Origin of the sequence: Streptomyces sp. NPDC058877, assembly GCF_042742855.1 — a bacterium.
In the GTDB taxonomy this organism is placed as follows: Bacteria; Actinomycetota; Actinomycetes; order Streptomycetales; family Streptomycetaceae; genus Streptomyces.
Genome location: NZ_JBHYMF010000104.1, coordinates 1 through 24,140 on the forward strand (window position 1 = coordinate 1; position 24,140 = coordinate 24,140).

Below are 24,140 nucleotides of genomic sequence, written 5' to 3' on the forward strand. Positions count from 1 at the left end.
CCCGACGCCCGGGCGCCCGCAGCCCTCCCCCTGGGCCTCCACCACCCCACCCCGGGAAGTGACGCGCGTCACACGAAGATCCCGGGCAACCCCTACAACCAAACACGGGGACCGGGGGTCATCTATGCAGCAACACCAAAGCGGAAAGGGCGCTGCACTCGGAGGGGGGTGCAGCGCCCTTTCCCGCGTCCGGGGATCCGTGCGCGGATCGGACGTCAGTCCTTCTTCGGAGGAACCGCCGGCACCCCCAGGAACGGCAGCCGCAGCGCGCCGAAGGCTCCAGCGGGGACCGCGGGGGACTTCGGTTCGACGGCCGCGAGCCGCGCGTACGCCTCACCCTGTTTCGGACGCCGGTCCTCCTCCCCCTTGTTCGGCCAGAAGGACATGGCGCGCTCCGCCTGGGCCGTGATCGTCAAAGACGGGTTGACGCCGAGGTTCGCGGAGACGGCGGCCCCGTCGACGACGGAGATCCCCGGGTGCCCGAAGAGCCGGTGGTACGGGTCGATCACGCCGCTCGCCGCATCGGCACCGATCGGACAGCCGCCCAGGAAGTGCGCGGTGAGCGGGGTGCCCATCAGTTCGCCGATGTTGGAGCCGGCGAAGCCGTTGATCTCTTCGGCGAGGAGGGTGGCGGCCCGGGTGGCCTCGGGGATCTGGACCGGGTTCGGCGCACCGTGCCCCTGACGGGCGGTGAGCAGGCCCTTCCCGATGCCGCCGGGCTTGCGGTAGGTCGTCAGGGAGTTGTCGAGGGACTGCATGACCAGGCCGATGATGGTCCGCTCGGACCAGTGCCAGTTGGACAGCGAGCGGAGGGCGAGCGCGGGGTGCTTGAGCAGGTTGAGGCACCAGTTGCGCACCCGGTGGGCCCCGTAGGGCACCTGGAGGACGGTGAGGCTCCCCATCGAGTTGGAGCCCTTGCCGTACCGCACGGGTTCGATGTGGGTGTTCCCGTCGGGATGGACGGACGAGGTGATGGCGACGCCGCGGGTGAAGTCGGCCTTCTCCTTGCCGTGGCGCTTGCGGTAGCGGCGGTGGGTGGTCTGGGCGCCGACGAGGCCCTCGGAGTTGGTGCGGGTGAGTTCGCCGAGTCGGGCGGAGATCCGGGGCAGCAGGCCGGTGTCCTTCATCCTGTGCAGCAGGCTCTGGGTCCCGTACGTTCCGGCCGCGATGACCACCTGGCGGGCGGTGAAGGTCCGTCCACGGCCCTTCCTCCGGGCGTCGGTGGGCAGGGTCTTGACCGCGAAGCCGCCCCGGGAGTCCTCGGTGACGGTGACGACCGTGGTCATGGGGTGGACGGTGGCACCCGCCTTCTCGGCGAGGTGGAGGTAGTTCTCGTTGAGGGTGTTCTTGGCGCCGTGCCGGCAGCCGGTCATGCACTCGCCGCACTCGGTGCAGGCACGCCGGGCCGGCCCCGCTCCGCCGAAGTACGGGTCGGCGACCTCTTCGCCGGGCTTCGCCCTGGTCGTGCCGGTCCCGTCCTCTGCGGCGGCGTCACGACCGTCCCCGAAGAAGACGCCGACCGGGGCCATGTGGAAGGTGTCGCCGATGCCCATGGCCTGCGCGGCGGACTTCAGGTGCACGTCGGAGGGGGTCATCGTCGGATTGAGACGGACGCCGAGCATGCGCTTCGCCTGCTCGTAGTAGGGCCGCAGTTCGTCCTGCCAGTCCGTGATGCCCTTCCACTGCGGGTCGTCGAAGAACGCCTCGGGGGGTACGTAGAGGGTGTTGGCGTAGTTCAGGGACCCGCCGCCCACACCGGCGCCCGCGAGCACCATGACGTTGCCGAGCAGATGGATGCGCTGGAGGCCGTAGAACCCGAGGGCGGGCGCCCACAGGAAGTTCTTCACGTCCCAGGAGTTCTTCGGCAGGGTTTCACGGGTGAAGCGGCGCCCGGCTTCCAGGACGCCGACCCGGTACCCCTTCTCGGTGAGGCGGAGGGCGGTGACCGAACCGCCGAAGCCGGAGCCGACGACGAGGACGTCGTAGTCGTAGGGAGCGTCCTCGTCCTGATTCTGGGCAGGGGGTACCGCGGTCATGGCTCTCCTCGTACGGAAGGTCTGGCGGGGAAGCGGCGTCAGCGCAGGCGCAGGGCCTTCATCACCTTCAGGGACGTGCTCATGAACGCCGCGTGCTTCTCGTCGTCCATTCCGAAGGAGGGGGCGAGCGGCACCAGCCGCTGCTGGGCGACGGTCTGCGCCTCGGTGTACTTGAGGATGCCCTCGGAACCGTGCCGGCGGCCGAGCCCGGAGTCCTTCATGCCGCCCATCGGGGACTGCACGCTGCCGTACGCGGGCGCGTACCCCTCGTTGATGTTGACGGTACCGGTGCGCAGCCGGGCCGCGACGGCGTGGCCGCGGCGCGAGTCCTTGGTCCACACGGAGGAGTTGAGGCCGTAGGGAGTGGCGTTGGCGAGCCCGATCACCTCGTCCTCGTCCGTGAAGCGGTAGACGGAGACGACCGGGCCGAAGGTCTCCTCGGCACAGACGGCCATGGACGCCTCGACGCCGTCGAGGATGGTCGGCTCGTAGAAGAGGGGGCCGATGTCGGGACGGGCGACACCGCCCGCGATGAGCCGGGCGCCCTTCGCCACGGCTTCCTCGACGTGGCGGCTGACGGCCTCCAACTGCCGCTCGCCGACCAGCGAGCCCATGTCCGCGCCGTACGCGAGGGAGTTGCCGAGCCGCATGGCCTTGGTGCGGGCGGCGAAGCGGTCGAGGAAGGCGTCGGCGACGGACTCGTGCACGTACAGCCGCTCGATGGAGATGCAGAGCTGTCCGGCGGAGGAGAAGCAGGCACGCACGGCGCCGGCCGCGGCCTTCTCGATGTCGGCGTCCCGGAGGACGAGCATCGCGTTCTTGCCGCCGAGTTCGAGGGAGACGCCGACGAGTCGGGCGGCTGCGCCCTGGGCGACCTCGCGACCGGTGCGGGTGGAGCCGGTGAAGGAGACGTAGTCGGCGTGCTTGACGACTTCGGGGCCGACGACCGGTCCGTCACCGAGCACGACCTGGAAGACCTCGGCGGGAAGACCGGCCTCGACGAGCAGGTCACGGGCCCACAGCGCGGTGAGAGCGGTCTCCGTGTCGGGCTTCATGACGACGGCGTTGCCCGAGACGAAGGCGGGGAGCGCGTCCCCGACGGAGAGTTCGAGCGGGTAGTTCCAGGGGGCGATCTGGCCGATGACCCCGCGCGGCTGACGCAGTTCGGTGACCTTGGTGAGGGTCGGCACGACGCCGGTGTGGCGCTTGGGGCGCAGATAGGAGGAGGCCTTGCGGCCGTAGTGTCGGGCGGCGACGGCGACCGCCTGGACCTCCTCGTGGGCGTGCAGGCGGGCCTTGCCGGTCTCCAACTGGACCAGGTCGAGGACCTCCGCCTGCCGCTGGAGGACGAGGTCGTGGAAGCGCAGGAGTACCGCGGCGCGGGCCCTCACCGGAGTGGCGGCCCAGGCGGCCTGGGCGGTGCGGGCGCGGGCGAACGCCTCGGCGACGTCCTCGGGGGTGGACTCCGGCAGGTCGGCCAGCTTCTCCCCGGTGAAGGGGGTGTGGTTGGCGGTGTGCCCGGAGCCGACGACGCCGCGGGTGAGTCGGGCGACCAGTTCGGGCGTCACGACGTCGGCGGCGGTCCGCACACCGGCGGGCGCGACCGCGACCGGGTTGGTCGCGCCGGAGGGGGCGGCCCCGGCCGTCGGGGCGGGAGCGCCGGCCTCGGCGGCGGGGGCGGGAACCGTGGGGGCGGCGGTGGCCTGCGAGTCCGTCATGAGCCCGAGGGTAGGGCGCGTTCCCCCCTTTGGGTACCCGTCGGTAACGTGTTTTCACCCGCCCTCCGCATCGCGCCAGCGATCACTGGCACATAAGCCCTGATCAGCGGCTCATGGCCGCGGGAGGTCGGCACGGAGATTTCTTTCGCCCCCTAGGACACCGGCGCCCGCCAGTACTGGAGGACGACGTCGAACTGCTCCCGGGTCGTCTCCCAGCTCGATTCCGGCGAGGACATGTACAGGGCGTACTCGGTGCCGTCATCGGCGTAGTACAACTGGTCGATGGCGTGCCGGGGACCGGGAAACGTCTTCTTCTCGATCCAGCTGAACTCCCAGAGGCAGGAGCGGACCTGGTCGCGGTAGGTGTTCTGGATGAGTTTGACCCGCGAGTACTCCGACCTCTTCTCCACGGCGCCCTCCAGGTCGAGGGCGTGCATGTACGGGTTCTCGAAGTCGGGCTTCCGGTCGATGCTGATCCGGATGCGGTGGCGGCCGTTGTCCGGGGTGTAGTCGATCTGGTCCCCCTCCTTCTGCCGCTTCCAGCCGTCCGGCACCACGAGGCCGAAGCCCTCCGGGTCCTCGACCCGGTGCCAACCGACCGGGACCCCGTCGGCCGCGGCCTTGGTCACGGAGGCGGTCGCCGTCGTCCGTTCGCCGTCGCCACGGACCCGGTCGCCGCCCCCGCCGTTCATGGCGGCGAAGACGGCGCCACCGGCGACGGCCCCGGCGACCACCGCGGCGAGGGCGACCGACCGCCAGCGGCCCCGTCCGGAGGGCGCCGGAGCAGGTGCCGAGCCCTGGACCCCCTGCGGCGGGTGGGCCTCCCCTGACCGCTGGAACTGCGACGCCCGAGGCCATTCGGCGGTGGCCTTGGGCCGATCGCCCGCCGTCCGCCCCTCCGCACCCGTCCCTGCGTCGTCCTCGGAGCCGGCGCCGCCGGCTCTGACGTCCGGCTCCTCCAGGACCATGCGCTGGGTCGGCACGAACGCCTGGGCAGCCGTCGGCGCCCGCCCTTCCATGGCGTCGAGCAACATCCGCTCGGTCTCGTCGGCGTGCGGTCGCTGGGCCGGGTCCTTGCGCAGCAGGGCGACGATGACGGGGGCCAGCGGCCCCGCCTTCTCCGGGGGCGGCGGCTCCTCGGCCACCACGGCCTGCATGGTGCTGATCGGAGAGGTCCGGCGGAACGGCGACGTGCCCTCCACCGCCGCGTAGAGGGTGGCACCGAGGGACCAGAGGTCGGAGGCGGGTCCGGGGTCGCCGCCCTGCACCCGCTCGGGCGCCAGGTAGTCGATGGAGCCGACGATCTCACCGGTCCGGGTGATCGTCGAGTCCCCCTCGATCGCGGCGATCCCGAAGTCGGTGATGAGCACGCGTCCGTCACGGGCGAGCAGCACGTTGCCCGGCTTGACGTCGCGGTGCAACACCCCGGCCGCATGCGCGGCCCGCAGCGCCCCGACGACGTGCAGGCCGATCCGCGCCGCCTCGCGGGGCTCGATCGTGCCGGCCTCCTTGGCCGCCTCGGCGAGCGAGGGCCCGTCGACGTACTGCATCACGATCCACGGCCGGTTGTCGTGCTCCAGGACGTCGTGGACGGTCACCACGCCCGGGTGGGTGATCCGAGCGGCGGCCCGCGCCTCCTTCTGCGTCCGGGCGTGCAGCACCAACCGATCGGCCTCGGCCACGAACCGGCCCGCCGTCAACTCCTTGACCGCCACCACGCGGTGCAACACTTCGTCGTGGGCACGCCAGACCTTGCCCATGCCGCCGCGCCCGATGGACTCGCCCAGCCGGTATCGACCGGCGAGCAACAGTCCCGCCTCTGTGTTCTGAGAATGCTCCACTTGCCCCCGCCCGTTTCCTTCAGATGCCAGGTTACGGAGGGGGGGACGGGCGACGGAACCTCGGGGCGGCCATAGGAACAGCACTGTGACCGTGGACCGATGGGGTCGCGAACCTTCCGGATATCGGACGGCCCGGACACCCCCCGTTCACCACTGGGTCGGCCCGCTGTTCACCGCCGGGGCCGGTCCCCGTTCACCGACCGGTCCGAGCCCCTCGTGGTCCGGCCGAGCAGGTGTCCACGATCGACGGCGCCGCCGAACCCGCCCTTCCCACCGTCCGATTCGCCCGCGCCCCGCTTCCGGCCACCGTCCCGCTCCGCTCCGACCGCTTCACCGTCCCGGGCGGAACGCCTTCGTGGCCTGCTCGTAGACTTCCGAGACCTTGTCGCGCTCGCTCTCCGGTCCGATGACCTGGACCACGTAGTAGCGACCGCCGTCGATCAGGGCCAGATTGCGCACGAAGACCTCGCGCCCCGTGCTGTCCAGCCAGGTGTAGTGCCCCTCGGCCGTCGGCGTTCGACCGATGTCGACCCGACGCGCCTTCTCCGCCCGCGACCAGCTGGACGACCGCCACGGCTCCAACTCGCGCTCCTTGGAGTTCTGGTACTCCAGCGGGTCCGATCCGTTGCCCTGGACGCTGTCCCGCCCGGGCACCACGATCAAGGTGAAGTCACCTCCGCTGTACCGCACTTGACCGGCATCGTTGATCGGGCTACGTCGCCAGTCCTTCGGAACCCCGATCCTGAACCCCTCCGGATCCTGGCGCACGGCGTACCCGGCGGGCAGCTCGGGGGCCGAAGGGCCCGTCGCGGGCGGGGTGGTGACCGGCTTCTCGGTCGGTTCGACGGACGGCTCGGTGCTCGTGGAAGGGCGGCTCGGGGACGTGGTGGGGGAAGTCGTGGCGGGAGCGGTCGCGGAGGCGGCCGGAGCGGTGGGTTCCCCGTCCTTGCCCGGCATGAACAGGAGGGCGTACGCGAGGGCTCCGACGAGCAGCAGAAAGACCAGGGTCAGGAGCGTGCGGCCCAGGGCGCGCGGAGAGCCGCCGGCGCGGGCGGACGCCGGGCGCGCGGAGGACCGGGGCGCCCGTGCGGCGCGTTGGGGGATCTCGTCGTCGAAGTCCTCCTGGAAGCCGTCCCGGAGGGGTTCCCCGGACTCTTCCCGGAACCCCCCGCCGAAGTCCTCGGGGAAGGCCCCGCCGTGGTCGTCGGGGAAACCCTCGTGATGGTCCGGCAGCGGGTGCGGGCGTCCGCCGTCCCGGGCGTACTCCGGGGCGTACTCAGCGGCGTGCTCAGCGGCGTGCTCCTGCCCGTGCGACTCCTGGTGCCCGCCCTTGGCGCGCGGTCCCTCGCGCCGCTTGTGCCGGTGGCGCCCCGAACCCGCCCCCTTGCGCCACCGCCGCACCAGCTCGCCGCGTCGACGCACGATCGGAAGCCGCGCCCCGTCGGCGGCCGACGGCGGTACGGCGCCGAGCCCGACCTCCGGCTCCGGCGCCGAGCGGACGAGGGAGCGCAGCCAGCCGCGCAGCTCCTCGAAATCGGGCCGCTCGGTCGGATCCTGGCGCAGCAGGGACTCCACGACCGGGCGCAGGGGACCGCTGTCCTCGGCGAAGGCGGGCGGCTCGGCGCAGACCAGTTGCACGAGTTCGGCCGCGCTGTCCTCGGGGTAGGGGGCGTGCCCCTGGACGGCCCGGTAGAGGAGCGCACCGAGCGCCCACAGATCGGTGGCGGGGCCGATCGGCGGGGCCAGGCGCCAGTTCTCGTGCACCGGCCCGGCCTGCTCGGGGGCCCAGCGCTCGGTGACGGCACCGACGACGGCGATCCTCGTCTGGCGGGCCCGCTCGGCAGCCAATCGGGTGGTCGGGCCGCGGTACTCCTCGGCCCGCTCCCGCGCCGGGATGCGAAGCGGCGCTTCTTCCCCGGTGCCGGCGGCGACCGGGAGGGGCGTGGCACCGGGGGTCGCCGCCGTGTACCCGGCGGGCAGGGCGGGGCGGCCCGAACCGGGAAGCACGGGACCGTTGCCGGGGCCCGACCCCCCACCGGCCGGAATCGGCCCCGAGCCGTCCCGTGCGGCGTGCGGACCGTCGCTCCAACTGCCGGCCAGCATCATCCGCGGGGGCGGACCGGTCGTGGGGCCGCCGCCGCGGGGCTCCTCGTCGTCCTCGTCGTCGTCCTCGTCGTCGTCCTCGTCCGCCACCCGCGCCCACCACTGCGGCTCGGGCGCGCCGGGTGCCTGCGCGGTCGGCGGTGGGGGCGGTTCGGGGGACGCCTGCGGCGCGGGGCGCTGGACGGGGAGCGCCCCGGTCTCGCCCAACCGGGCGGCGGCCCGTGCACCGGCCCGGTAGGCGGCGATGGCCCCGGCCCGTGCGGCCCGCACGTCGGCGGTCGGCGGGGTGGCCGCCGGCTGCGTCTCGGTGACGGCCTGCTCGGCCCGCCCGTAGGGGTCGGACCCGTAGGCGTCCGGGACGGGCCCCGGAGACCCACCGGTTCCGGGCTCCGCCGCGTGTGGCTCGGGGGCCGCCCCCTCGGTCCCCCCTTCGCCGGCTTCTCCCCCGGCCTCCGCATCGAGGACCTCGGCCCCGTACGCCGGGGTGTCGTACGCCGGGGTGTCGTACGCCGGGGTGTCGTACGCCGGAGGGCCGTGCGCCGGAGCGGGCAGCAGCCCGGCGGGCACGTGGGGCCCGCCCGCGTGGGGCCCGGCGCCTTCCTCTCCACCGCCGACGCCGTACTGCGCGCCCCCGTACTCCTCGCCCCCTCCTCCGTGGCCCCCGGCCTCCGGTGCGTACTGCTCGACGGCGGGTCCCACCGGCTCCGGCGCACCGCCCGCACCGTCGTCGTACGCCCCGGTGTCATACGCCCCGCTGTCGAGAGCGTCGGTCCCCTCCGGGACCGGCGCGTAGCCGCACAGGGCCTCCTCAGCGGCGCCCACCGCGAGACCCGTGAGGAGCACACGGCCGTCGTCGCAGACGAGCACGGTCCGGGAGGTGATGTTCCGGTGCACCCAGCCGTGGGCGTGGAGCGCGCGCAACGCGGTGAGGACGTCGGCACCTATCTCCGCCGCGCGGTACGGGTTGAGGGGACGCTCGGCGAGGAGCGCGGCGAGCGGTCTGGCCGCCACCCGCTCGCTCACGATCCACAGCGAGCCGGCCTCCGCGAAGACGTCGAAGACCTGGTCGAGCAGGGGGTGGTCGGGGATCTGCGCGGCGGCCTGGGCGGCCTCGATCGCGCGACGGACGAGGGGTTCGGCCGGTCGGCGGGCGGTCCGTCCCGGGGCGCCGTGGGGATCGGGCGGGCCGCCCCGGTCGTCGAGCACCTCTGCGTCGACGAACTCGGGCAGGGGGACCTGGCGGACCAGGACCTCCTGCCCGCTGTACGTGTCGAAGGCACGCGTCTCCACCGGGGCGTACGCATCGGCGTCCGCTGGCGGCAACGGCAGGCGGTAGCGGTCTGCGAGCACCCGTCCCGCGTAGTCGTCCACGACGCCTCCCCCACGCGCGCGCTCTCCCCGTGGTCCCGCGGATCCTCCGGGATCGGGCGGGAGCACACGAGTCCGTCAATTCCGGTCCAACACCGTGCGGTTAACGACTCCGTTCGGCCGCACCCGGTCCACCGGCTCTCACGATACGTGCCGGTGGTCAGTCCTCGGGGCTGAACGTGGCGAACGCCGTCTCGCGCAGCATCCGGCACTCCGCGCCGTCCCACTCGTCCGCCTTGCAGCTGACCATGATGGAGTAGCCGCGCGAGGCGTTCACCTTGAAGCCGCGGTTGAGCACCCGGACCCGCATGCCCTGCTGGGTGCGTTCGAACTCCCAGTCCGCGACGGTCGGATAGTCGTTGTACGAGACCGGCTTTATGCCGAGGTGCTTGTAGTTCTTGCTGGTGGCGGCTACACCCAACTTGGCCAGCTCCCAGGCGCTCGCCGCATTGTCCTTGGGGCTGTCGTTGTAGTCGACCTGGACGCGCGGGAAGCCGCCGCTCTCGCTGAATATCCCGCCGAGGTCGTACCCCGGGATCGAGCGGACCGTGAAGCCCGAGGGCATCGCCATCGAGAAGTGGAACCGGCTGCTGGTGACCGGGACGTAGCCGGCGGGCAGCTTCTCCGCCGTGTCGCCGCCGGGCTTCCCGGAGGGCCCGGTGCCGTCGTTCCGTCCGTCCGTGGAACCGGTCGTGCCCTCGGTGTCCGTCGTCCCGGTGGCACCGGGACGGGTGCCACCCTGCTGGCCGGGTCCGCCCGCGGACGGGTCCGGGGCCCCGCCGGAGCCGTTGGCGCCGGCCGAGGCACTGGTGTCGTCCTTGCCCTGGTTGCCCTTGTCGTCCCCGCCGTTGAGGGAGACCACGAGGATCGTCCCGAGCAGGGCGAGGACGACGACCGCGGCGACGATCACGAGCGTGCGTCGCGGTACGACATCGGTCAGCGAGGCGCGCGCCGGGGCCGGCTTCCCGCCGCCCCGCAGCGGCTCGGTCGCCAGCCCCGGCCTCGGTTCCGCCTGCGCGGAAACGGCGGCGTTCCGCACGGACTGCAGCGCTCCGCGCATCCGCTCGGCGGCGGCATCGGGCACCTTGCCGGCCGACGGCCCCGGCTGCTGGGGGGAGGGCGGCAGCGGTACGACGGTGGTGACCTCCGGCGAGGTCGCGGGCGCCGCCTCGGGCGCGTCGAGCACGGCGCGCAGCAGTACCCGGGCACGGGCGTCGTCGAGCCGCTGAGCAGGATCCTTGGCCAGCAGGCCGTAGATGACCTGCTCCAACTCCGGTCCCGCGTTCTTCGGCGGGTCGACCGGCTCGGTCATCACCGCCGTGAGGGTGGCGATGGCGGAGCCCTTGTCGTAGGGCGGGTTGCCTTCGACCGCCGCGTAGATGAGGCCGCCCAGTGACCACATGTCGGCGGCCGGGCCGGGCTTGTGGCCGCGGGCACGCTCCGGCGAGATGTACGAGGGGGCGCCGACCAACATCCCGGTGGAGGTGATCGACGGGTCGCCCTCCACCTGGGCGATGCCGAAGTCGGTGAGGACCACCCGACCGTCGTCGGCGATCAGCACGTTGGACGGCTTCACGTCACGGTGCAGGATGCCCTCGCGGTGCGCCGAGCGCAGGACGTCGAGGATCGCGAGGCCGACCTCTGCGGCGCGCCGGGGCGTGAGCGTGCCGTCCTCGCGCACGGCGTCCGCGAGGGACTTGCCCTCGATGAGTTCCATGACGATCCACGGGCGGTCGTCCTCGTCGACGACGTCGTACACGGTCACGGCGCCGTTGTTGCGGATCCGGGCGATGGCCTTCGCCTCGCGGAGGGTCCGGGTGATGAGGCGTCGCTTCTCGTCCTCGTCGATGCTGTTGGGGAAGCGGAGCTCCTTGACGGCGACCGTGCGGCTGAGGGTCTCGTCAACGGCGCGCCACACGGTGCCCATGCCGCCCCGGCCGAGGACCACGCCGAGCCGGTAGCGGCCCGCGAGCAGGCGCCCCTCGCGGGCCGGTCCCTTGCCCGGCCCGTCACCCCGCGTGGCGGCGGACGTTCGGTGGTCCTTCTCGCCGGCGCCTTCGCCGGTGCCGAATCCGGCCCGCCCGGTCGACGGCTCGGTTCCGCGCAGTCGCCCGCCCGTGGCGGTTCCGGGCGTCCCGGTCCCGGCTCCTTCAGGGACCGTGGCCGGGTCGACCGGGGTGTCCTGAGCCGCCTTCACCTCACCCGGGTCCCGGGCGTCCTGAGGTCCACTCATGTCCCGGGTGTCCCCTTCGTCCCGCACGACGGCCTGGGCGGGCTCCGCGTCCTCGACGCCCCGCTCCGGCTCGCGTGCGACTCCCGACTCCGGTGAAGCCCCGCTGACCTGCACGTCCTTCGTGTCCCGCTCCGGCTCGCGCGCGGCCGGGACCGTTCCCCGCTCGCCGTCGGTCACGGCCCCCGGGGCGACGTCCCGCCCGGGCTCCCTCGCCGCGTCCCGCGACTGCTCCGCCTCCGACATGCGTCCCCTCTGCGATCCCTGATCTTCGCCGCGTCTGCCGCTTCCCGCGCGATGCGGTAACCCGCCCTGGAAGAGAGGCCATTGTCTCTCACCTCGGGCCGGGTGACGCCCCCGGGTCCGCACTCCGGGATACGACGCCTCCGCACGGCTCCGAGGTTCCCCCGGGGCCCGCCCCTTCTGTCGTGCCCTGCCGAACGCCCCCTCAGATGGGCACGATGTCCGGCGCTCCGAGGCGGGCGGCGTCCGCCGTCAGGTCGTCGGGCTGCCGCTGCGACTCGCGCTCCGCTTCCACCCGCTTCTCGTAGTGCTCGATCTCCTTCTCGACCTGGTGGTCGTCCCAGCCGAGGACCGGTGCCATCAAGTCCGCGCACTCCCGGGCGCTGAGGGTGCCCCGGTCGAAGGTCTCGATGGAGATCCTGGTCCGCCGGGTGAGCACGTCGTCGAGGTGGCGCGCGCCTTCGTGCGAGGCGGCGTAGACGATCTCGGCGCGCAGATAGTCGTCGGCGGCGGCGAGCGGTTCGCCGAGTGCCGGGTCGCGCACGACGAGGTCGAGCACTTCCTCCGTCAAGGAGCCGTACCGGTTGAGAAGGTGCTCGACCCGCACCACGTGCAGACCGGTCCTGGCGGCGATCCTGGCCCGTGCGTTCCACAGGGCGCGGTAGCCCTCGGCGCCGAGGAGCGGCGTGTCCTCGGTGACGCAGGGTGCGACGCGCTGGTCGAGGCCGTGTACCGCCTCGTCGACGGCGTCCTTCGCCATCACGCGGTAGGTCGTGTACTTGCCGCCCGCCACGACCACGAGGCCGGGGACCGGGTGGGCGACGGTGTGCTCGCGGGAGAGCTTGCTGGTGGCGTCCGACTCGCCGGCGAGGAGGGGCCGCAGGCCCGCGTAGACGCCCTGGACGTCATCCCGGGTGAGCGGGGTGGCGAGGACCGTGTTGACGTGCTCCAACAGGTAGTCGATGTCGGCGCTGGAGGCGGCGGGGTGGGCCTTGTCGAGGTCCCAGTCGGTGTCGGTGGTGCCGACGATCCAATGGCGTCCCCAGGGGATGACGAACAGCACGGACTTCTCGGTACGCAGGATCAGTCCGGTGGTCGAGTGGATGCGGTCCTTGGGCACGACGAGGTGGATGCCCTTGGAGGCGCGGACGTGGAACTGGCCGCGCTCGCCGATGAGGGCCTGGGTGTCGTCCGTCCACACCCCGGTGGCGTTGACGATCTGCTTGGCCCGGATCTCGTACTCGGCACCCCCCTCGACGTCCTGGACGCGCGCACCGACCACCCGCTCGCCCTCGCGGAGGAAGCCGACGACACGGGCCCGGCTGGCGGCCCTGGCGCCGTAGGCCGCGGCCGTGCGCACCAAGGTGGTGACGAAGCGGGCGTCGTCCATCTGGGCGTCGTAGTACTGCAGGGCGCCGACGAGGGCGTCCTTCTTCAAGCAGGGGGCGACCCGCAGGGCGTTGCGCCGGGAGAGGTGGCGGTGGGCGGGGAGTCCACGACCGTGGCCGGACGAGAGGGACATCGCGTCGTACAGCGCGACTCCGGATCCGGCGTAGAAACGCTCCCAGCCCTTGTGCTGGAGCGGATAGAGGAAGGGGACCGGCTTCACCAGGTGGGGTGCGAGCCGCTCCAGGAGGAGTCCGCGCTCCTTGAGTGCCTCCCGGACGAGGGCGAAGTCCAGCATCTCCAGGTAGCGCAGGCCCCCGTGGATGAGTTTGCTGGACCTGCTGGAGGTTCCCGAGGCCCAGTCGCGGGCCTCCACGATGCCGGTGGAAAGTCCTCTGGTGACGGCGTCGAGAGCGGTGCCGGCACCGACCACTCCGGCGCCGACGACCAGCACGTCCAGCTCTCGCTCGCTCATGGCCACGAGCGCCTCGGCGCGCTCGGCGGGTCCCAGTGTCGCTGTCCTCACGCTGCTGCCTCCCGTCGTCCCCCGTCGGTCCCGTGCGCGCCGCACCCGGCGTGCGCGCCCGGTCCGTCCGCGCACGAGCGGTGAACCGGCCCCGTGCGGTCCGGCCCACAGCTCGATTCTGTCCCGCTCCCGCGACTTCAGCCACCGCCTCGCCGCCCACCTGTGGATAACATTCGGCGACCTTCACCCCCGCAATGCCAGATATCGGTCATATTTACGCCTAGTCTGACATTGCGCTCGACCCGTTCTGTCCACCGGGCTTGCGCACCGCGTTCCCTCCGGCTACCGGGAAGGACGGCCAACCCCCCCATGCCCGCTGATCTCGCCGTCATCGGCCTCGGCCACCACGGCCTCCCCCTGGCCCAGGCCGCCGGCGCCGCCGGCATCAAGACCATCGGCTACGACGCCGACCCCCGCCCCGTCGCCGAACTCACCGCCGGCCGCTCCCCCGTGGACGGCTCGCTCACCACCCCCGAGATCCGCCGGATGCTCGCGGGCGGCTTCCGCGCGACCAGCAACCCCACCGAACTCGGCCGGGTCCGCACCGCCGTCCTCTGCGCCCCGACCCCCCTCGGCCCCGACCGGACCCTCGACCTCGGCGCCGTCACCGAAGCCGCCCGCACGCTCGCCGCCCGGCTGCGCCCCCACACCACCGTCATCCTGGAGTCCCCGGTCCCCCCGGGAACCACCGAGGGCCTCCTCCGCGAGACCCTCGAAGCGGGCTCCGGCCTCCGGGCCGGACGCGACTTCCACCTCGCCTACTCCCCCGGCCGCCTCGACCCCGGCAGCCGCACCCACGGCTACGCCGGCACCCCCAAGGTCATCGGCGGCCTCACTCCGGCCTGCACCGAATCCGCCGCCACCTTCTACGGCCGCCTCACCGAGAAGGTGGTGCGCGCCCGAGGGCCCCGCGAGGCGGAGACGGTCAAGCTGCTGGAGACCAACTTCCGGCACGTCAACATCGCGCTCGTCAACGAGATGGCGGTCCTCTGCCACGAACTCGGGGTCGACCTGTGGGACGTCATCCGCTGCGCCGAGACGAAGCCCTTCGGCTTCCAGGCCTTCCGCCCCGGGCCGGGCGTCGGCGGCCACGGCGTCCCGGTCGACACCGTCGGCGCCCACCGACCGCTCCGCCTCGTCGAACTCGCCGGACAGGTCAACGAACGGATGCCGCAGTACGTCGTCCAGCGCGCCGCCACGCTCCTCAACGAGCACGGCAAGTCCGCCCGCGGCGCCCGGATCCTGCTCCTCGGCATCACCTACAAGCCCGACCTGCCCGACCGCCAGGGTTCCCCGGCCGACGAGATCGCCCGCCGCCTCATGGACCTGGGCGCGGCCGTCAGCTACCACGACCCGCACGTACCGGACTGGCGCGTCCGCGAGTTGCCCGTGCCCCGCGCCGACTCCTTCTACGAGGCCGCCGCCCACGCCGACCTGACGGTGCTCCTCCAGCACCACCGCACGTACGACCTCCAGGGCCTCGCGGTGAAGGCCCAACTGCTCCTGGACACCCGCGGCGCCACCCCCGCCGGAGCCGCCCACCGCCTCTGAGTCCTTGTGCCGTCACACGGGCGCCCGCCGCCACCGCCGGACAGGGCCCCTCCGGGCTCCGCCCACACACGGCGAAGGGGCCGCGCACCGGTGCGCGGCCCCTTCGGGCGTCCGTGGAGCGGGGATCAGCGCTTGTGCTGCGCGTCCGCGACCGTGACCTCGACGCGCTGGAACTCCTTGAGCTCGCTGTAGCCCGTGGTGGCCATCGCGCGGCGCAGGGCACCGAAGAAGTTCATCGAACCGTCCGGGGTGTGCGACGGACCCGCGAGGATCTCCTCGGTGGTGCCGACGATGCCCAGGTCGACCAGCTTGCCGCGCGGCACGTCCTCGTGGACGGCTTCCATGCCCCAGTGGTGGCCCTTGCCGGGCGCGTCCGTGGCCCGCGCCAGCGGGGAACCGATCATCACGGCGTCGGCGCCGCAGGCGATCGCCTTCGGCAGGTCACCGGACCAGCCCACACCGCCGTCGGCGATCACGTGCACGTAGCGACCGCCGGACTCGTCCATGTAGTCGCGGCGGGCCGCGGCCACGTCGGCGACCGCGGTCGCCATCGGCACCTGGATGCCGAGGACGTTCCGGGTGGTGTGCGCGGCGCCGCCGCCGAAGCCGACGAGCACGCCCGCCGCACCGGTGCGCATCAGGTGGAGGGCCGCGGTGTACGTGGCGCAGCCGCCGACGATGACCGGGACGTCCAACTCGTAGATGAACTGCTTGAGGTTCAGCGGCTCGGCCGCGCCCGAGACGTGCTCGGCGGAGACCGTCGTGCCACGGATGACGAAGATGTCCACGCCGGCGTCGACGACGGCCTTGGAGAACTGTGCGGTGCGCTGCGGGGAGAGCGCGGCGGCGGTCACGACACCGGAGTCGCGCACCTCCTTGATGCGCTGCCCGATCAGCTCTTCCTTGATCGGGGCGGCGTAGATCTCCTGCAGACGGCGGGTCGCGGTCGCCTCGTCCAGCTCGGCGATCTCGTCGAGGAGCGGCTGCGGGTCCTCGTACCGGGTCCACAGGCCCTCGAGGTTCAGCACGCCCAGGCCGCCCAGCTCACCGATGCGGATGGCGGTCTGCGGCGAGACGACCGAGTCCATCGGGGCCGCCAGGAACGGCAGGTCGAAGCGGTAGGCGTCGATCTGCCAGGCGATCGAGACCTCCTTCGGGTCCCGGGTGCGCCGGCTCGGCACGACGGCGATGTCGTCGAACGCGTACGCCCTGCGGCCGCGCTTGCCGCGCCCGATCTCGATCTCAGTCACGATGTGTGGCCTTTCCCTCTACGTCTGCGCCTACCAGTATCCCCGACACAGACCGAAGGGGCGGCTCCGGCCACGTGCCGGAACCGCCCCCGGGGGTCACGCGGTGTTACTTCCTGCTGTAGTTCGGCGCCTCGACCGTCATCTGGATGTCGTGCGGGTGGCTCTCCTTGAGGCCCGCCGAGGTGATCCGGACGAAGCGGCCCTTGGACTCCATCTCCTGGACGGTGGCGGCGCCCACGTAGCCCATGGTCTGGCGGAGGCCGCCGACGAGCTGGTGCAGCACGTTCGCCAGCGGACCCCGGTAGGGCACCTGGCCCTCGATGCCCTCGGGCACGAGCTTGTCGTCGGAGGCGACCTCCGCCTGGAAGTAGCGGTCCTTCGAGTACGACTTGCCCTGGCCGCGGGACTGCATGGCGCCGAGCGAGCCCATGCCGCGGTACGACTTGAACTGCTTGCCGTTGATGAAGAGCAGCTCGCCGGGCGACTCCTCGCAGCCCGCGAGGAGGCTGCCGAGCATCACGGTGTCGGCACCGGCGGCGAGCGCCTTGCCGATGTCGCCGGAGTACTGCAGGCCGCCGTCGCCGATCAGCGGGACGCCGGCGGCACGGGCCGCGAGGGACGCCTCGTAGATGGCGGTGACCTGCGGGACGCCGATGCCGGCGACCACTCGGGTGGTGCAGATGGAGCCGGGGCCCACGCCCACCTTGATGCCGTCGACGCCGGCGTCGATCATCGCCTGCGCGCCGTCGCGGGTGGCGACGTTCCCGCCGATCACGTCGACGTTCACGCTGGACTTGATCTTCGCCATCCAGGTCAGGGCGTTGCTGTTGTGGCCGTGCGAGGTGTCGACGATCAGGAAGTCCGCTCCGGCGGCGGCGAGCGCCTGGGCGCGCTCCAGCGCCTCGGGACTGGCACCGACCGCGGCGCCGACCAGCAGGCGGCCCTCGGCGTCCTTGGCGGCGTTCGGGTACTTCTCCGCCTTGACGAAGTCCTTGACCGTGATGAGGCCCTTGAGGACGCCCGCGTCGTCGACCAGCGGGAGCTTCTCGATCTTGTGGCGGCGCAGCAGTTCCATGGCGTCGACGCCGGAGATGCCCACCTTGCCGGTGACCAGCGGCATCGGCGTCATGACCTCGCGCACCTGACGGCTGCGGTCGCTCTCGAAGGCCATGTCGCGGTTGGTCACGATGCCGAGCAGCTTGCCGTCCGGGCTGGTGACCGGGACGCCGCTGATGCGGAACTTGGCGCACAGGGCGTCCGCCTCGGCGAGCGTGGCCTCGGGGTGCACCGTGATGGGGTCGGTGACCATGCCGGACTCGGAGCGCTTCACCAGGTCGACCTGGTTGACCTGGTCCTCGACGGAGAGGTTGCGGTGGAGCACGCCGACGCCGCCCAGGCGGGCCATGGCGATCGCCATGCGGGACTCGGTCACCTTGTCCATCGCCGCCGAGAGCAGCGGGATGTTGACCCGGACGTTCCGGGAGATGCGGGACGAGGTGTCGACCGCGTTGGGGAGCACCTCGGATGCACCCGGCAGCAGCAGCACGTCGTCGTAGGTCAGCCCGAGTGTCGCGAATTTGTCGGGCACTCCGTCGACGTTGGCAGTCATGACACCTTCCCAAATGGCCTTGATCGGTGCGGGATGTCCATGCTAACGGGCCCGAGCGGTGTCTCATTCCACGATCAAGATCAGCGGGAAGGTTTGGACGTTCACACGTGTACGAAAGGGACCCGCGCCCCCGACGACGCCTACTGCTCGGCCAGTGCGCGAAGCCTGCTGAGGGCCCGGTGCTGGGCGACCCTCACAGCCCCCGGAGACATGCCGAGCATCTGGCCGGTCTCCTCGGCCGTCAGTCCGACCGCGACCCGCAGCACGAGCAGCTCGCGCTGATTGTCCGGGAGGTTGGCGAGCAGCTTCTTGGCCCACTCGGCGTCATCGCTGAGCAGGGCGCGCTCCTCGGGGCCGAGGGAATCGTCGGGCCGCTCGGGCATCTCGTCGGAGGGCACGGCGGTGGAACCGGGGTGCCGCATGGCGGCCCTCTGGAGGTCGGCCACCTTGTGGCCGGCGATGGCGAAGACGAAGGCCTCGAAGGGCCTGCCGGTGTCCTTGTAGCGCGGCAGCGCCATCAGCACGGCGACGCAGACCTCTTGGGCGAGGTCCTCGACGAAGTGCCGGGCGTCGCCGGGCAGCCGGTTGAGGCGGGTGCGGCAGTACCGCAGCGCGAGCGGATGCACGCGCGCGAGCAGATCGTGGGTGGCCTGGGCGTCGCCCTCGACCGCACGGTGCACGAGCGCACCGATCTCCCCCTGCCCGGCGGGCATGGGGGGACCCACGGTCTCGTCGTCGCGCATCGCCCCATGGTGCCCCGACGCCTCTGCGTCCGCGGCACCGCGTCCGTAGTTGTGCACCGAAGCGTTATGAGCCAGTGCGCCGGCACTCATCTCCCGCGCCCTCCCCTCCCGCTCGATCGACTCGTCCCCGAGGAACTCCACACCCTCAAGGATGCGGCATTCCGCGGGGAAGTGATACAAGCCCGCCCCGTCCACCCCGCGACGGACGCGGGCGAGGACGGGGAGACGACGGGTGACCTGCGGTTCAGCGGACCAGGCCCCAGCGGAATCCGAGCGCGACGGCGTGCGCCCGGTCGGACGCACCGAGCTTCTTGAAGAGGCGTCGGGCGTGCGTCTTGACCGTGTCCTCGGAGAGGAAGAGCTCGCGCCCGATCTCCGCGTTGGACCGGCCGTGGCTCATGCCTTCGAGCACCTGGATCTCGCGTGCGGTGAGGGTGGGGGCGGCACCCATCTCGGCCGAACGGAGCCGGCGCGGGGCGAGTCGCCAGGTCGGGTCGGCGAGCGCCTGGGTGACCGTGGCCCTCAGTTCGGCACGGGAGGCGTCCTTGTGCAGGTAGCCACGGGCGCCCGCGGCGACCGCGAGCGCAACGCCGTCGAGGTCCTCGGCGACCGTGAGCATGATGATGCGGGCGCCGGGGTCCGCGGAGAGCAGCCGGCGGACGGTCTCCACGCCACCCAGACCGGGCATGCGCACGTCCATCAGAATCAGGTCCGAGCGGTCCGCGCCCCAGCGGCGGAGGACTTCCTCGCCGTTGGCCGCGGTGGTCACGCGCTCGACGCCGGGCACGGTCGCGACCGCGCGGCGGAGCGCCTCTCGGGCAAGCGGGGAGTCGTCGCAGACGAGAACGGATGTCATGCCTGACCTCCGCGGCTCTCGCAGCTGTTGCGCGTCACCTTGAGCCTCCAGGGCTGTACGTATCGTCACCTGTGCGGTTGACGCTCTCGGACACCTGCCCGATCGCTTGTTCCTTCAACCGCCTCCGCACTCTCAACGACGGTCACCCGAAAGAGTTACGGGCCGGACAGCGGCCTTCGGCACTCTACGTGAGGAGCCGTACGCGGAGGAGAGTGTCGCAGCTCAATCGCGGATCACATGTCCCGACATCCAAAGCCATGCCCCATTTAGCTGGTTTTCTTCCCTTTTCGCGGTGTCTGTGACTAGATTCGCAATGAGTCATATTTACATCTACTTCGACAGTAGGTGTACCGACCGGACCCGTCGGGGACCGGAGGAGCCCCGACGATCAGCCATCCACCCGCCCACCTATCCGTTCGACACGGTTTCAAGGGGACAAGCGCAATGGCAGATTTCTCCCGCCTTCCCGGACCCAACGCCGATCTGTGGGACTGGCAACTGCTCGCGGCCTGCCGCGGGGTCGACAGCTCCCTGTTCTTCCACCCCGAGGGAGAGCGCGGCGCGGCACGGAGTGCGCGCGAGAACTCGGCGAAAGAGGTCTGCATGCGGTGCCCGGTGCGCGCGGAGTGCGCGGCACACGCACTCGCCGTACGCGAGCCCTACGGCGTATGGGGCGGCCTCACCGAGGACGAACGCGAAGAACTCATGGGACGTGCGCGCAATCGCCTGATCGCGACGCCGCCGACGGCCGCGTCCACCGCGCCCACCGCGCCCACCGCGCCCATGACATCCATGACGTCCATGACATCCGTCGGGGAACGTATGTGAAGGAACGTTTTTCCAAAGCACCGGGCAGAAGCTGACGCCGCCGCGTGCATGCGGTGACGTGCGGTGTCGTCCTATCCGCGCGCCGCGGCGCGGACCAGCTCGTCGAGCGTGGCGGCGACAGCCGGGACCTGCGCGAGGTCGGGCAGCGTCAGGGCCACGATCTCCCGCTCCACGGCCGGCTCCACGACCACGGTCCGGGCCCCCTTGGGCCGTACGGACTCGATGGCCAGCTCCGGCAGTACGGCCACCCCCAAACCGGCGCCGACCAAGCCGACCACAGCCGGATAGTCGTCCGTGGCGAAGTCGATGCGGGGGGTGAAGCCCGACTCCTCGCAGACGTCCACGAGCTGACGGCGACAGCGCGGACAACCCGCGATCCAGGACTCGTCCGCGAGCTCCTCGATGCGGACCGCACCGGATCCGGCGAGCCGGTGCCCCTCGGGCACCAGGCCGACGAGCCGGTCGGTGAGCAGCGGGCGGACCACCAGGTCGTCCCACTCCGCCCGCCCGGCCCCGTACCGGAACGCGAGGGCGATGTCGCAGTCGCCCTCGCGGAGCATCTCGATCGAGCGCGGCGGTTCGGCCTCGACGAGGGAGACCCGGGTGCCCGGGTGCGCGGCCCGCAGGGCGGCCAGCGCGGTGGGCACCAAGGTGGAGCTGCCGCTCGGGAAGGAGACCAGGCGGACGCGGCCGGCCCGCAGCCCCGCGATGGCGGCGACCTCCTCTTCGGCCGCGGTGAGCCCGGCGAGGATGCCGGAAGCGTGGCGGACCAGGACCTCACCGGCCTGGGTGAGGCGCATCTCGCGTCCGGTGCGGATGAGCAGCGGCGTGCCGGCGGAGGCTTCGAGCGCCTTCATCTGCTGGCTGACGGCGGGCTGGGTGCAGCCGAGTTCGCGCGCGGCGGCCGAGAAGGAGCCGGTGGCGGCGACGGCGCGCAGGACGCGGAGGTGGCGTGCCTCGATCATGCGTTCCATCATAAGGGCAGCTTGGGTGAAGCCGCCCGATCTGGCGCACGGCTTTGAGATCACCGCCCGTAGGGTGCCCCCATGACCTTGCTGAGTGTGAATGTGGGCCGTGCCAGGGCCGTGGAGTACACCGACGCCGCTTCGGGGGTGACGGGCATCGACAAGCGTCCCGTGGAGGGGCCCGTGCGGATCGAGGCGCCGGGGGCGCCCGGCGTCGGGGGGAGCGGGGTCGCCGGGGACACGGTCTGCGACCTGCGCTTCCACGGGGGTGACGACCGGGCGGCCTACGCCTTCGCCCGGGAGGACATGGACCTGTGGGAGCGTGAGCTCGGCCGCGAACTGGCCAACGGCTCCTTCGGCGAGAACCTGACCACCCGCGGCCTCGACGTGAACGGGGCGCTGATCGGCGAGCGGTGGCGCATCGGAGCGGAACTGGTCCTGGAGGTGACCGGCGGTCGCATCCCCTGCCGCACGTTCGCGGGCTTCGTCGAGGAGAAGGGCTGGGTGAAGCGGTTCACGCAGTCGGAGGCCGGCCCCGGGGCGCTGTTGCGGGTGATCGTGCCCGGTGAGGTGCGGGCGGGCGACCCGATCTCCGTGGTGCACCGGCCGGACCACGACATCACCGTGGCGCTGCTGCACCGAGCCGCAACCACCGAACGCGCCCTGCTGCCGGGCACGTTGGTCGCTGCCGAGTGGATGGAGTCCGGCCTCCTGGCGCTGGCCCGCCAGTACGCGGAGAAGTACGCCCGGGCGTAGTTCTCGGACGGGGCATTAACGTGCCCGTATGACGACTGCACTGATTACGGGCGCCACTTCGGGCATCGGGGCCGCCTTCGCACGGAGATTGGCGGCGGACGGCCATGACGTCGTGCTCGTGGCCAGGGACGCGGACCGGCTGCGGGAACAGGCCACCGAACTGCACGACCGGCACGGCGTGGAAGCCGAGGTGCTCGCGGCGGACCTCTCCGAAGAGAAGGGCATCGCCTCGGTCGAGGCCCGGCTGTCGGATCCGAGGCAGCCGGTGGACATGCTGGTGAACAACGCGGGCTTCGGCAACAAGGGCCGCTTCCTCGAGGTTTCCATGGCCGACGAGCTGAAGATGCTCACGGTGCACTGCGAGGCGGTGCTGCGGCTGACCTCGGCGGCTTCCGCTTCGATGAAGCACCGCCGTCGGGGTGCCGTGGTGAACGTCGCCTCGGTGGCGGCCTTCGTGCCCCGCGGCACCTACGGCGCCTCGAAGGCCTGGGTCGTGCAGTTCACCCAGGGCGCGGCCCGGGACCTGGCGGGCAGCGGGGTGCGGCTCATGGCCCTCTGCCCCGGCTTCGTGCGGACCGAGTTCCACGAGCGGGCCGGGATGGGCACGGACAACATTCCGGGCTGGATGTGGCTCGATGCGGACAAGCTGGCCTCGGCCGCGCTCCAGGACCTGGAGCGGGGGAAGACGCTGTCAATCCCCGACCCCCGCTACAAGGCCCTCATGGGCGTGGTGAAGCTGGCGCCGCGCGGTCTGCTCGGCGGGGTCTCCTCCAAGGCGGGCCGCAAGTACGGGCCCCGGTAGTCCCCGTGGCCCCTGCTGCCCTCCGCTGCGTGGCGACCTCCGGACCGGGGGTGCCTGCTCCGGGCCCCCGGGGGCGTCGAGGTGGGAGGTCGTGCCGTTCCGCCGTCAAGGGAGTCGGAGCGAACGATCGAGTTTTCCGTCGTTCGATCATTCCTGCGCCGGGGTGACCGGCCCCGGGGCGACGGACCCTCACGACCGCGAGGGGAACCGAGCCGTGCACGAAAGCGCTGTCGAACGACACGACCGGCTGCTGGCCCCGGTACGCGAACGCGGCACCGCCCGCGCCTCCGAACTGGACGAGCGACTCGGGATCTCCCCCGTCACCGCCCGCCGGGACGTCGAACTGCTGGCCGGCAAGGGCCTGCTGGACCGGGTGCACCACGGCCGGGTGTCCTGGCCTCGGCGACCGGACGCCCCCGGCGGCGGGCACCCCGACGGGGCCCGGTCCTCGGCCTGCCGCCACGACTGCGGGTGCGGGTGCGGGGCTCATCAGAGCGAACCGTTCCCCGGCGAGCCCGGGCCCCGGACCTCCACCGCTCGGCGTGGGCGCTCCCGACCTAGACTGGAAAGGTCCCAGCTGGGTCGGGAGGTCGCCATGACGTTCGTGCAAATCATCGACTGCAAGACGAGCCGGGTCGACGACCTGAACCGGCTCATGGACCGGTGGGTCGAGCAGACCAAGGGCAAGCGCACCGCCACCCACAGCATCGTCGGCAAGGACCGTTCCGACGCCTCCCACGTCGTGGAGATCGTCGAGTTCCCCTCCTACGACGTGGCCATGCAGAACTCGCAGCTCCCCGAGACCGATCGGATCTTCCGGGAGATGGTCGCGCTCTGCGACGAGATGCCGACCTTCACGGACCTGGACGTCGTCCGGGACGAGCAGATGTACAAGGCGACCTCCCGGCGGCTGCTCGAACTGATCTCCGTGTCCGGTGAGCTCCCGCCGCTGGACGAGGTGCTCGCCGAGGGGTACCGCGACCACGATCCGAACAGTCCGAGCGAGGCGCACGGCATGGACGCGGTGCGGCGCGAGATCGAAATGTGGCGGGGCGCGTTCGACTTCGACTTCACGGTCGAGGACCAACTCGCCGACGGCGACCGGGTCTGCACCCGCTGGACCTGGAAGGGCACCCACGTCGGCGACTTCATGGGGATCCAGCCCACCGGAATGGAGCTGAGCGCGACCGGGATGGTCGTGCACCGCTTCCGGGAGGACGGCAAGGCCGTCGAGGGCTGGTGGCAGTACGACCTGCTGGGGGTCATGGAGAAGCTCGGCGCCGTCGAGTAGGCGGGGCACGGCCGGTTCGCGTCGGGCCGGCGGGGACC

At 72.0% G+C, this 24,140-nt stretch carries 16 protein-coding genes and 1 pseudogene; 6 read left to right on the forward strand and 11 right to left on the reverse strand.

Annotated features, from left to right (window positions below):
• Window positions 1-215 precede the first annotated feature (215 nt).
• The 6 genes from ACFW2Y_RS22805 to ACFW2Y_RS22830 form a co-directional block, all read right to left on the reverse strand.
• Window positions 216-2,036, reverse strand: a complete 1,821-nt coding sequence (locus tag ACFW2Y_RS22805) for a GMC oxidoreductase (RefSeq protein WP_384882190.1) — start codon at window positions 2,034-2,036, stop codon at window positions 216-218.
• Between the two features lie 38 nt (window positions 2,037-2,074).
• On the reverse strand, window positions 2,075-3,754 hold the full coding sequence (locus ACFW2Y_RS22810) for a succinic semialdehyde dehydrogenase (protein ID WP_384882193.1): 1,680 nt from the start codon (window positions 3,752-3,754) through the stop codon (window positions 2,075-2,077).
• Between the two features lie 152 nt (window positions 3,755-3,906).
• A complete protein-coding gene (locus ACFW2Y_RS22815) occupies window positions 3,907-5,595 on the reverse strand; it encodes a serine/threonine-protein kinase (RefSeq protein ID WP_384882196.1) in 1,689 nt (562 codons plus the stop codon).
• Window positions 5,596-5,925: 330 nt separating this feature from the next.
• Window positions 5,926-9,069: a protein kinase gene (locus tag ACFW2Y_RS22820; RefSeq protein ID WP_384882199.1), complete on the reverse strand. Its 3,144-nt coding sequence runs from the start codon at window positions 9,067-9,069 to the stop codon at window positions 5,926-5,928.
• Between the two features lie 157 nt (window positions 9,070-9,226).
• The gene (locus ACFW2Y_RS22825; protein WP_384882202.1) at window positions 9,227-11,542 is read right to left on the reverse strand and encodes a serine/threonine-protein kinase; all 2,316 of its coding nucleotides are present in this window, start codon (window positions 11,540-11,542) and stop codon (window positions 9,227-9,229) included.
• Between the two features lie 202 nt (window positions 11,543-11,744).
• Window positions 11,745-13,451, reverse strand: a complete 1,707-nt coding sequence (locus ACFW2Y_RS22830) for a glycerol-3-phosphate dehydrogenase/oxidase (protein ID WP_384882206.1) — start codon at window positions 13,449-13,451, stop codon at window positions 11,745-11,747.
• Window positions 13,452-13,760: 309 nt separating this feature from the next.
• On the opposite strand from ACFW2Y_RS22830, the gene ACFW2Y_RS22835 reads away from it, so the two are divergent.
• Complete coding sequence (locus tag ACFW2Y_RS22835; RefSeq protein ID WP_384882209.1) at window positions 13,761-15,002, forward strand: nucleotide sugar dehydrogenase; 1,242 nt, start codon at window positions 13,761-13,763, stop codon at window positions 15,000-15,002.
• A gap of 125 nt (window positions 15,003-15,127) precedes the next feature.
• Here the strand turns inward: ACFW2Y_RS22835 and ACFW2Y_RS22840 are convergent, their stop codons facing one another.
• The 4 genes from ACFW2Y_RS22840 to ACFW2Y_RS22855 form a co-directional block, all read right to left on the reverse strand.
• The gene (locus ACFW2Y_RS22840) at window positions 15,128-16,252 is read right to left on the reverse strand and encodes a GuaB3 family IMP dehydrogenase-related protein (RefSeq protein WP_384882212.1); all 1,125 of its coding nucleotides are present in this window, start codon (window positions 16,250-16,252) and stop codon (window positions 15,128-15,130) included.
• Window positions 16,253-16,358: 106 nt separating this feature from the next.
• Window positions 16,359-17,861, reverse strand: coding sequence for an IMP dehydrogenase (guaB, locus tag ACFW2Y_RS22845; protein WP_384882215.1), 1,503 nt, complete (start codon window positions 17,859-17,861; stop codon window positions 16,359-16,361).
• Between the two features lie 140 nt (window positions 17,862-18,001).
• Window positions 18,002-18,604: a sigma-70 family RNA polymerase sigma factor gene (locus ACFW2Y_RS22850; RefSeq protein ID WP_384882218.1), complete on the reverse strand. Its 603-nt coding sequence runs from the start codon at window positions 18,602-18,604 to the stop codon at window positions 18,002-18,004.
• Window positions 18,605-18,848: 244 nt separating this feature from the next.
• Window positions 18,849-19,460, reverse strand: a complete 612-nt coding sequence (locus ACFW2Y_RS22855) for a response regulator transcription factor (protein WP_003948568.1) — start codon at window positions 19,458-19,460, stop codon at window positions 18,849-18,851.
• Window positions 19,461-19,904: 444 nt separating this feature from the next.
• Between ACFW2Y_RS22855 and ACFW2Y_RS22860 the strand changes: the two genes are divergently transcribed.
• Window positions 19,905-20,288: a WhiB family transcriptional regulator gene (locus ACFW2Y_RS22860; RefSeq protein WP_384882221.1), complete on the forward strand. Its 384-nt coding sequence runs from the start codon at window positions 19,905-19,907 to the stop codon at window positions 20,286-20,288.
• 71 nt (window positions 20,289-20,359) lie between these two features.
• On the opposite strand, the gene ACFW2Y_RS22865 is transcribed toward ACFW2Y_RS22860, so the two are convergent.
• Window positions 20,360-21,253, reverse strand: a complete 894-nt coding sequence (locus ACFW2Y_RS22865) for a LysR family transcriptional regulator (RefSeq protein WP_384882224.1) — start codon at window positions 21,251-21,253, stop codon at window positions 20,360-20,362.
• Window positions 21,254-21,334: 81 nt separating this feature from the next.
• Here ACFW2Y_RS22865 and ACFW2Y_RS22870 point away from each other — a divergent pair, with 81 nt between their 5' ends.
• From ACFW2Y_RS22870 to ACFW2Y_RS22885, 4 genes and pseudogenes are all read left to right on the forward strand, one after another.
• The gene (locus ACFW2Y_RS22870) at window positions 21,335-22,009 is read left to right on the forward strand and encodes an MOSC domain-containing protein (RefSeq protein ID WP_384882227.1); all 675 of its coding nucleotides are present in this window, start codon (window positions 21,335-21,337) and stop codon (window positions 22,007-22,009) included.
• Window positions 22,010-22,037: 28 nt separating this feature from the next.
• Window positions 22,038-22,811 (forward strand): SDR family NAD(P)-dependent oxidoreductase, encoded by a 774-nt coding sequence (locus ACFW2Y_RS22875; RefSeq protein ID WP_384882230.1) that lies wholly within the window; start codon window positions 22,038-22,040, stop codon window positions 22,809-22,811.
• Between the two features lie 214 nt (window positions 22,812-23,025).
• Window positions 23,026-23,142, forward strand: a pseudogene (locus ACFW2Y_RS22880) (DeoR family transcriptional regulator); the annotation flags it as partial.
• Window positions 23,143-23,406: 264 nt separating this feature from the next.
• On the forward strand, window positions 23,407-24,102 hold the full coding sequence (locus ACFW2Y_RS22885) for an ester cyclase (RefSeq protein ID WP_384882233.1): 696 nt from the start codon (window positions 23,407-23,409) through the stop codon (window positions 24,100-24,102).
• Window positions 24,103-24,140 lie beyond the last annotated feature (38 nt).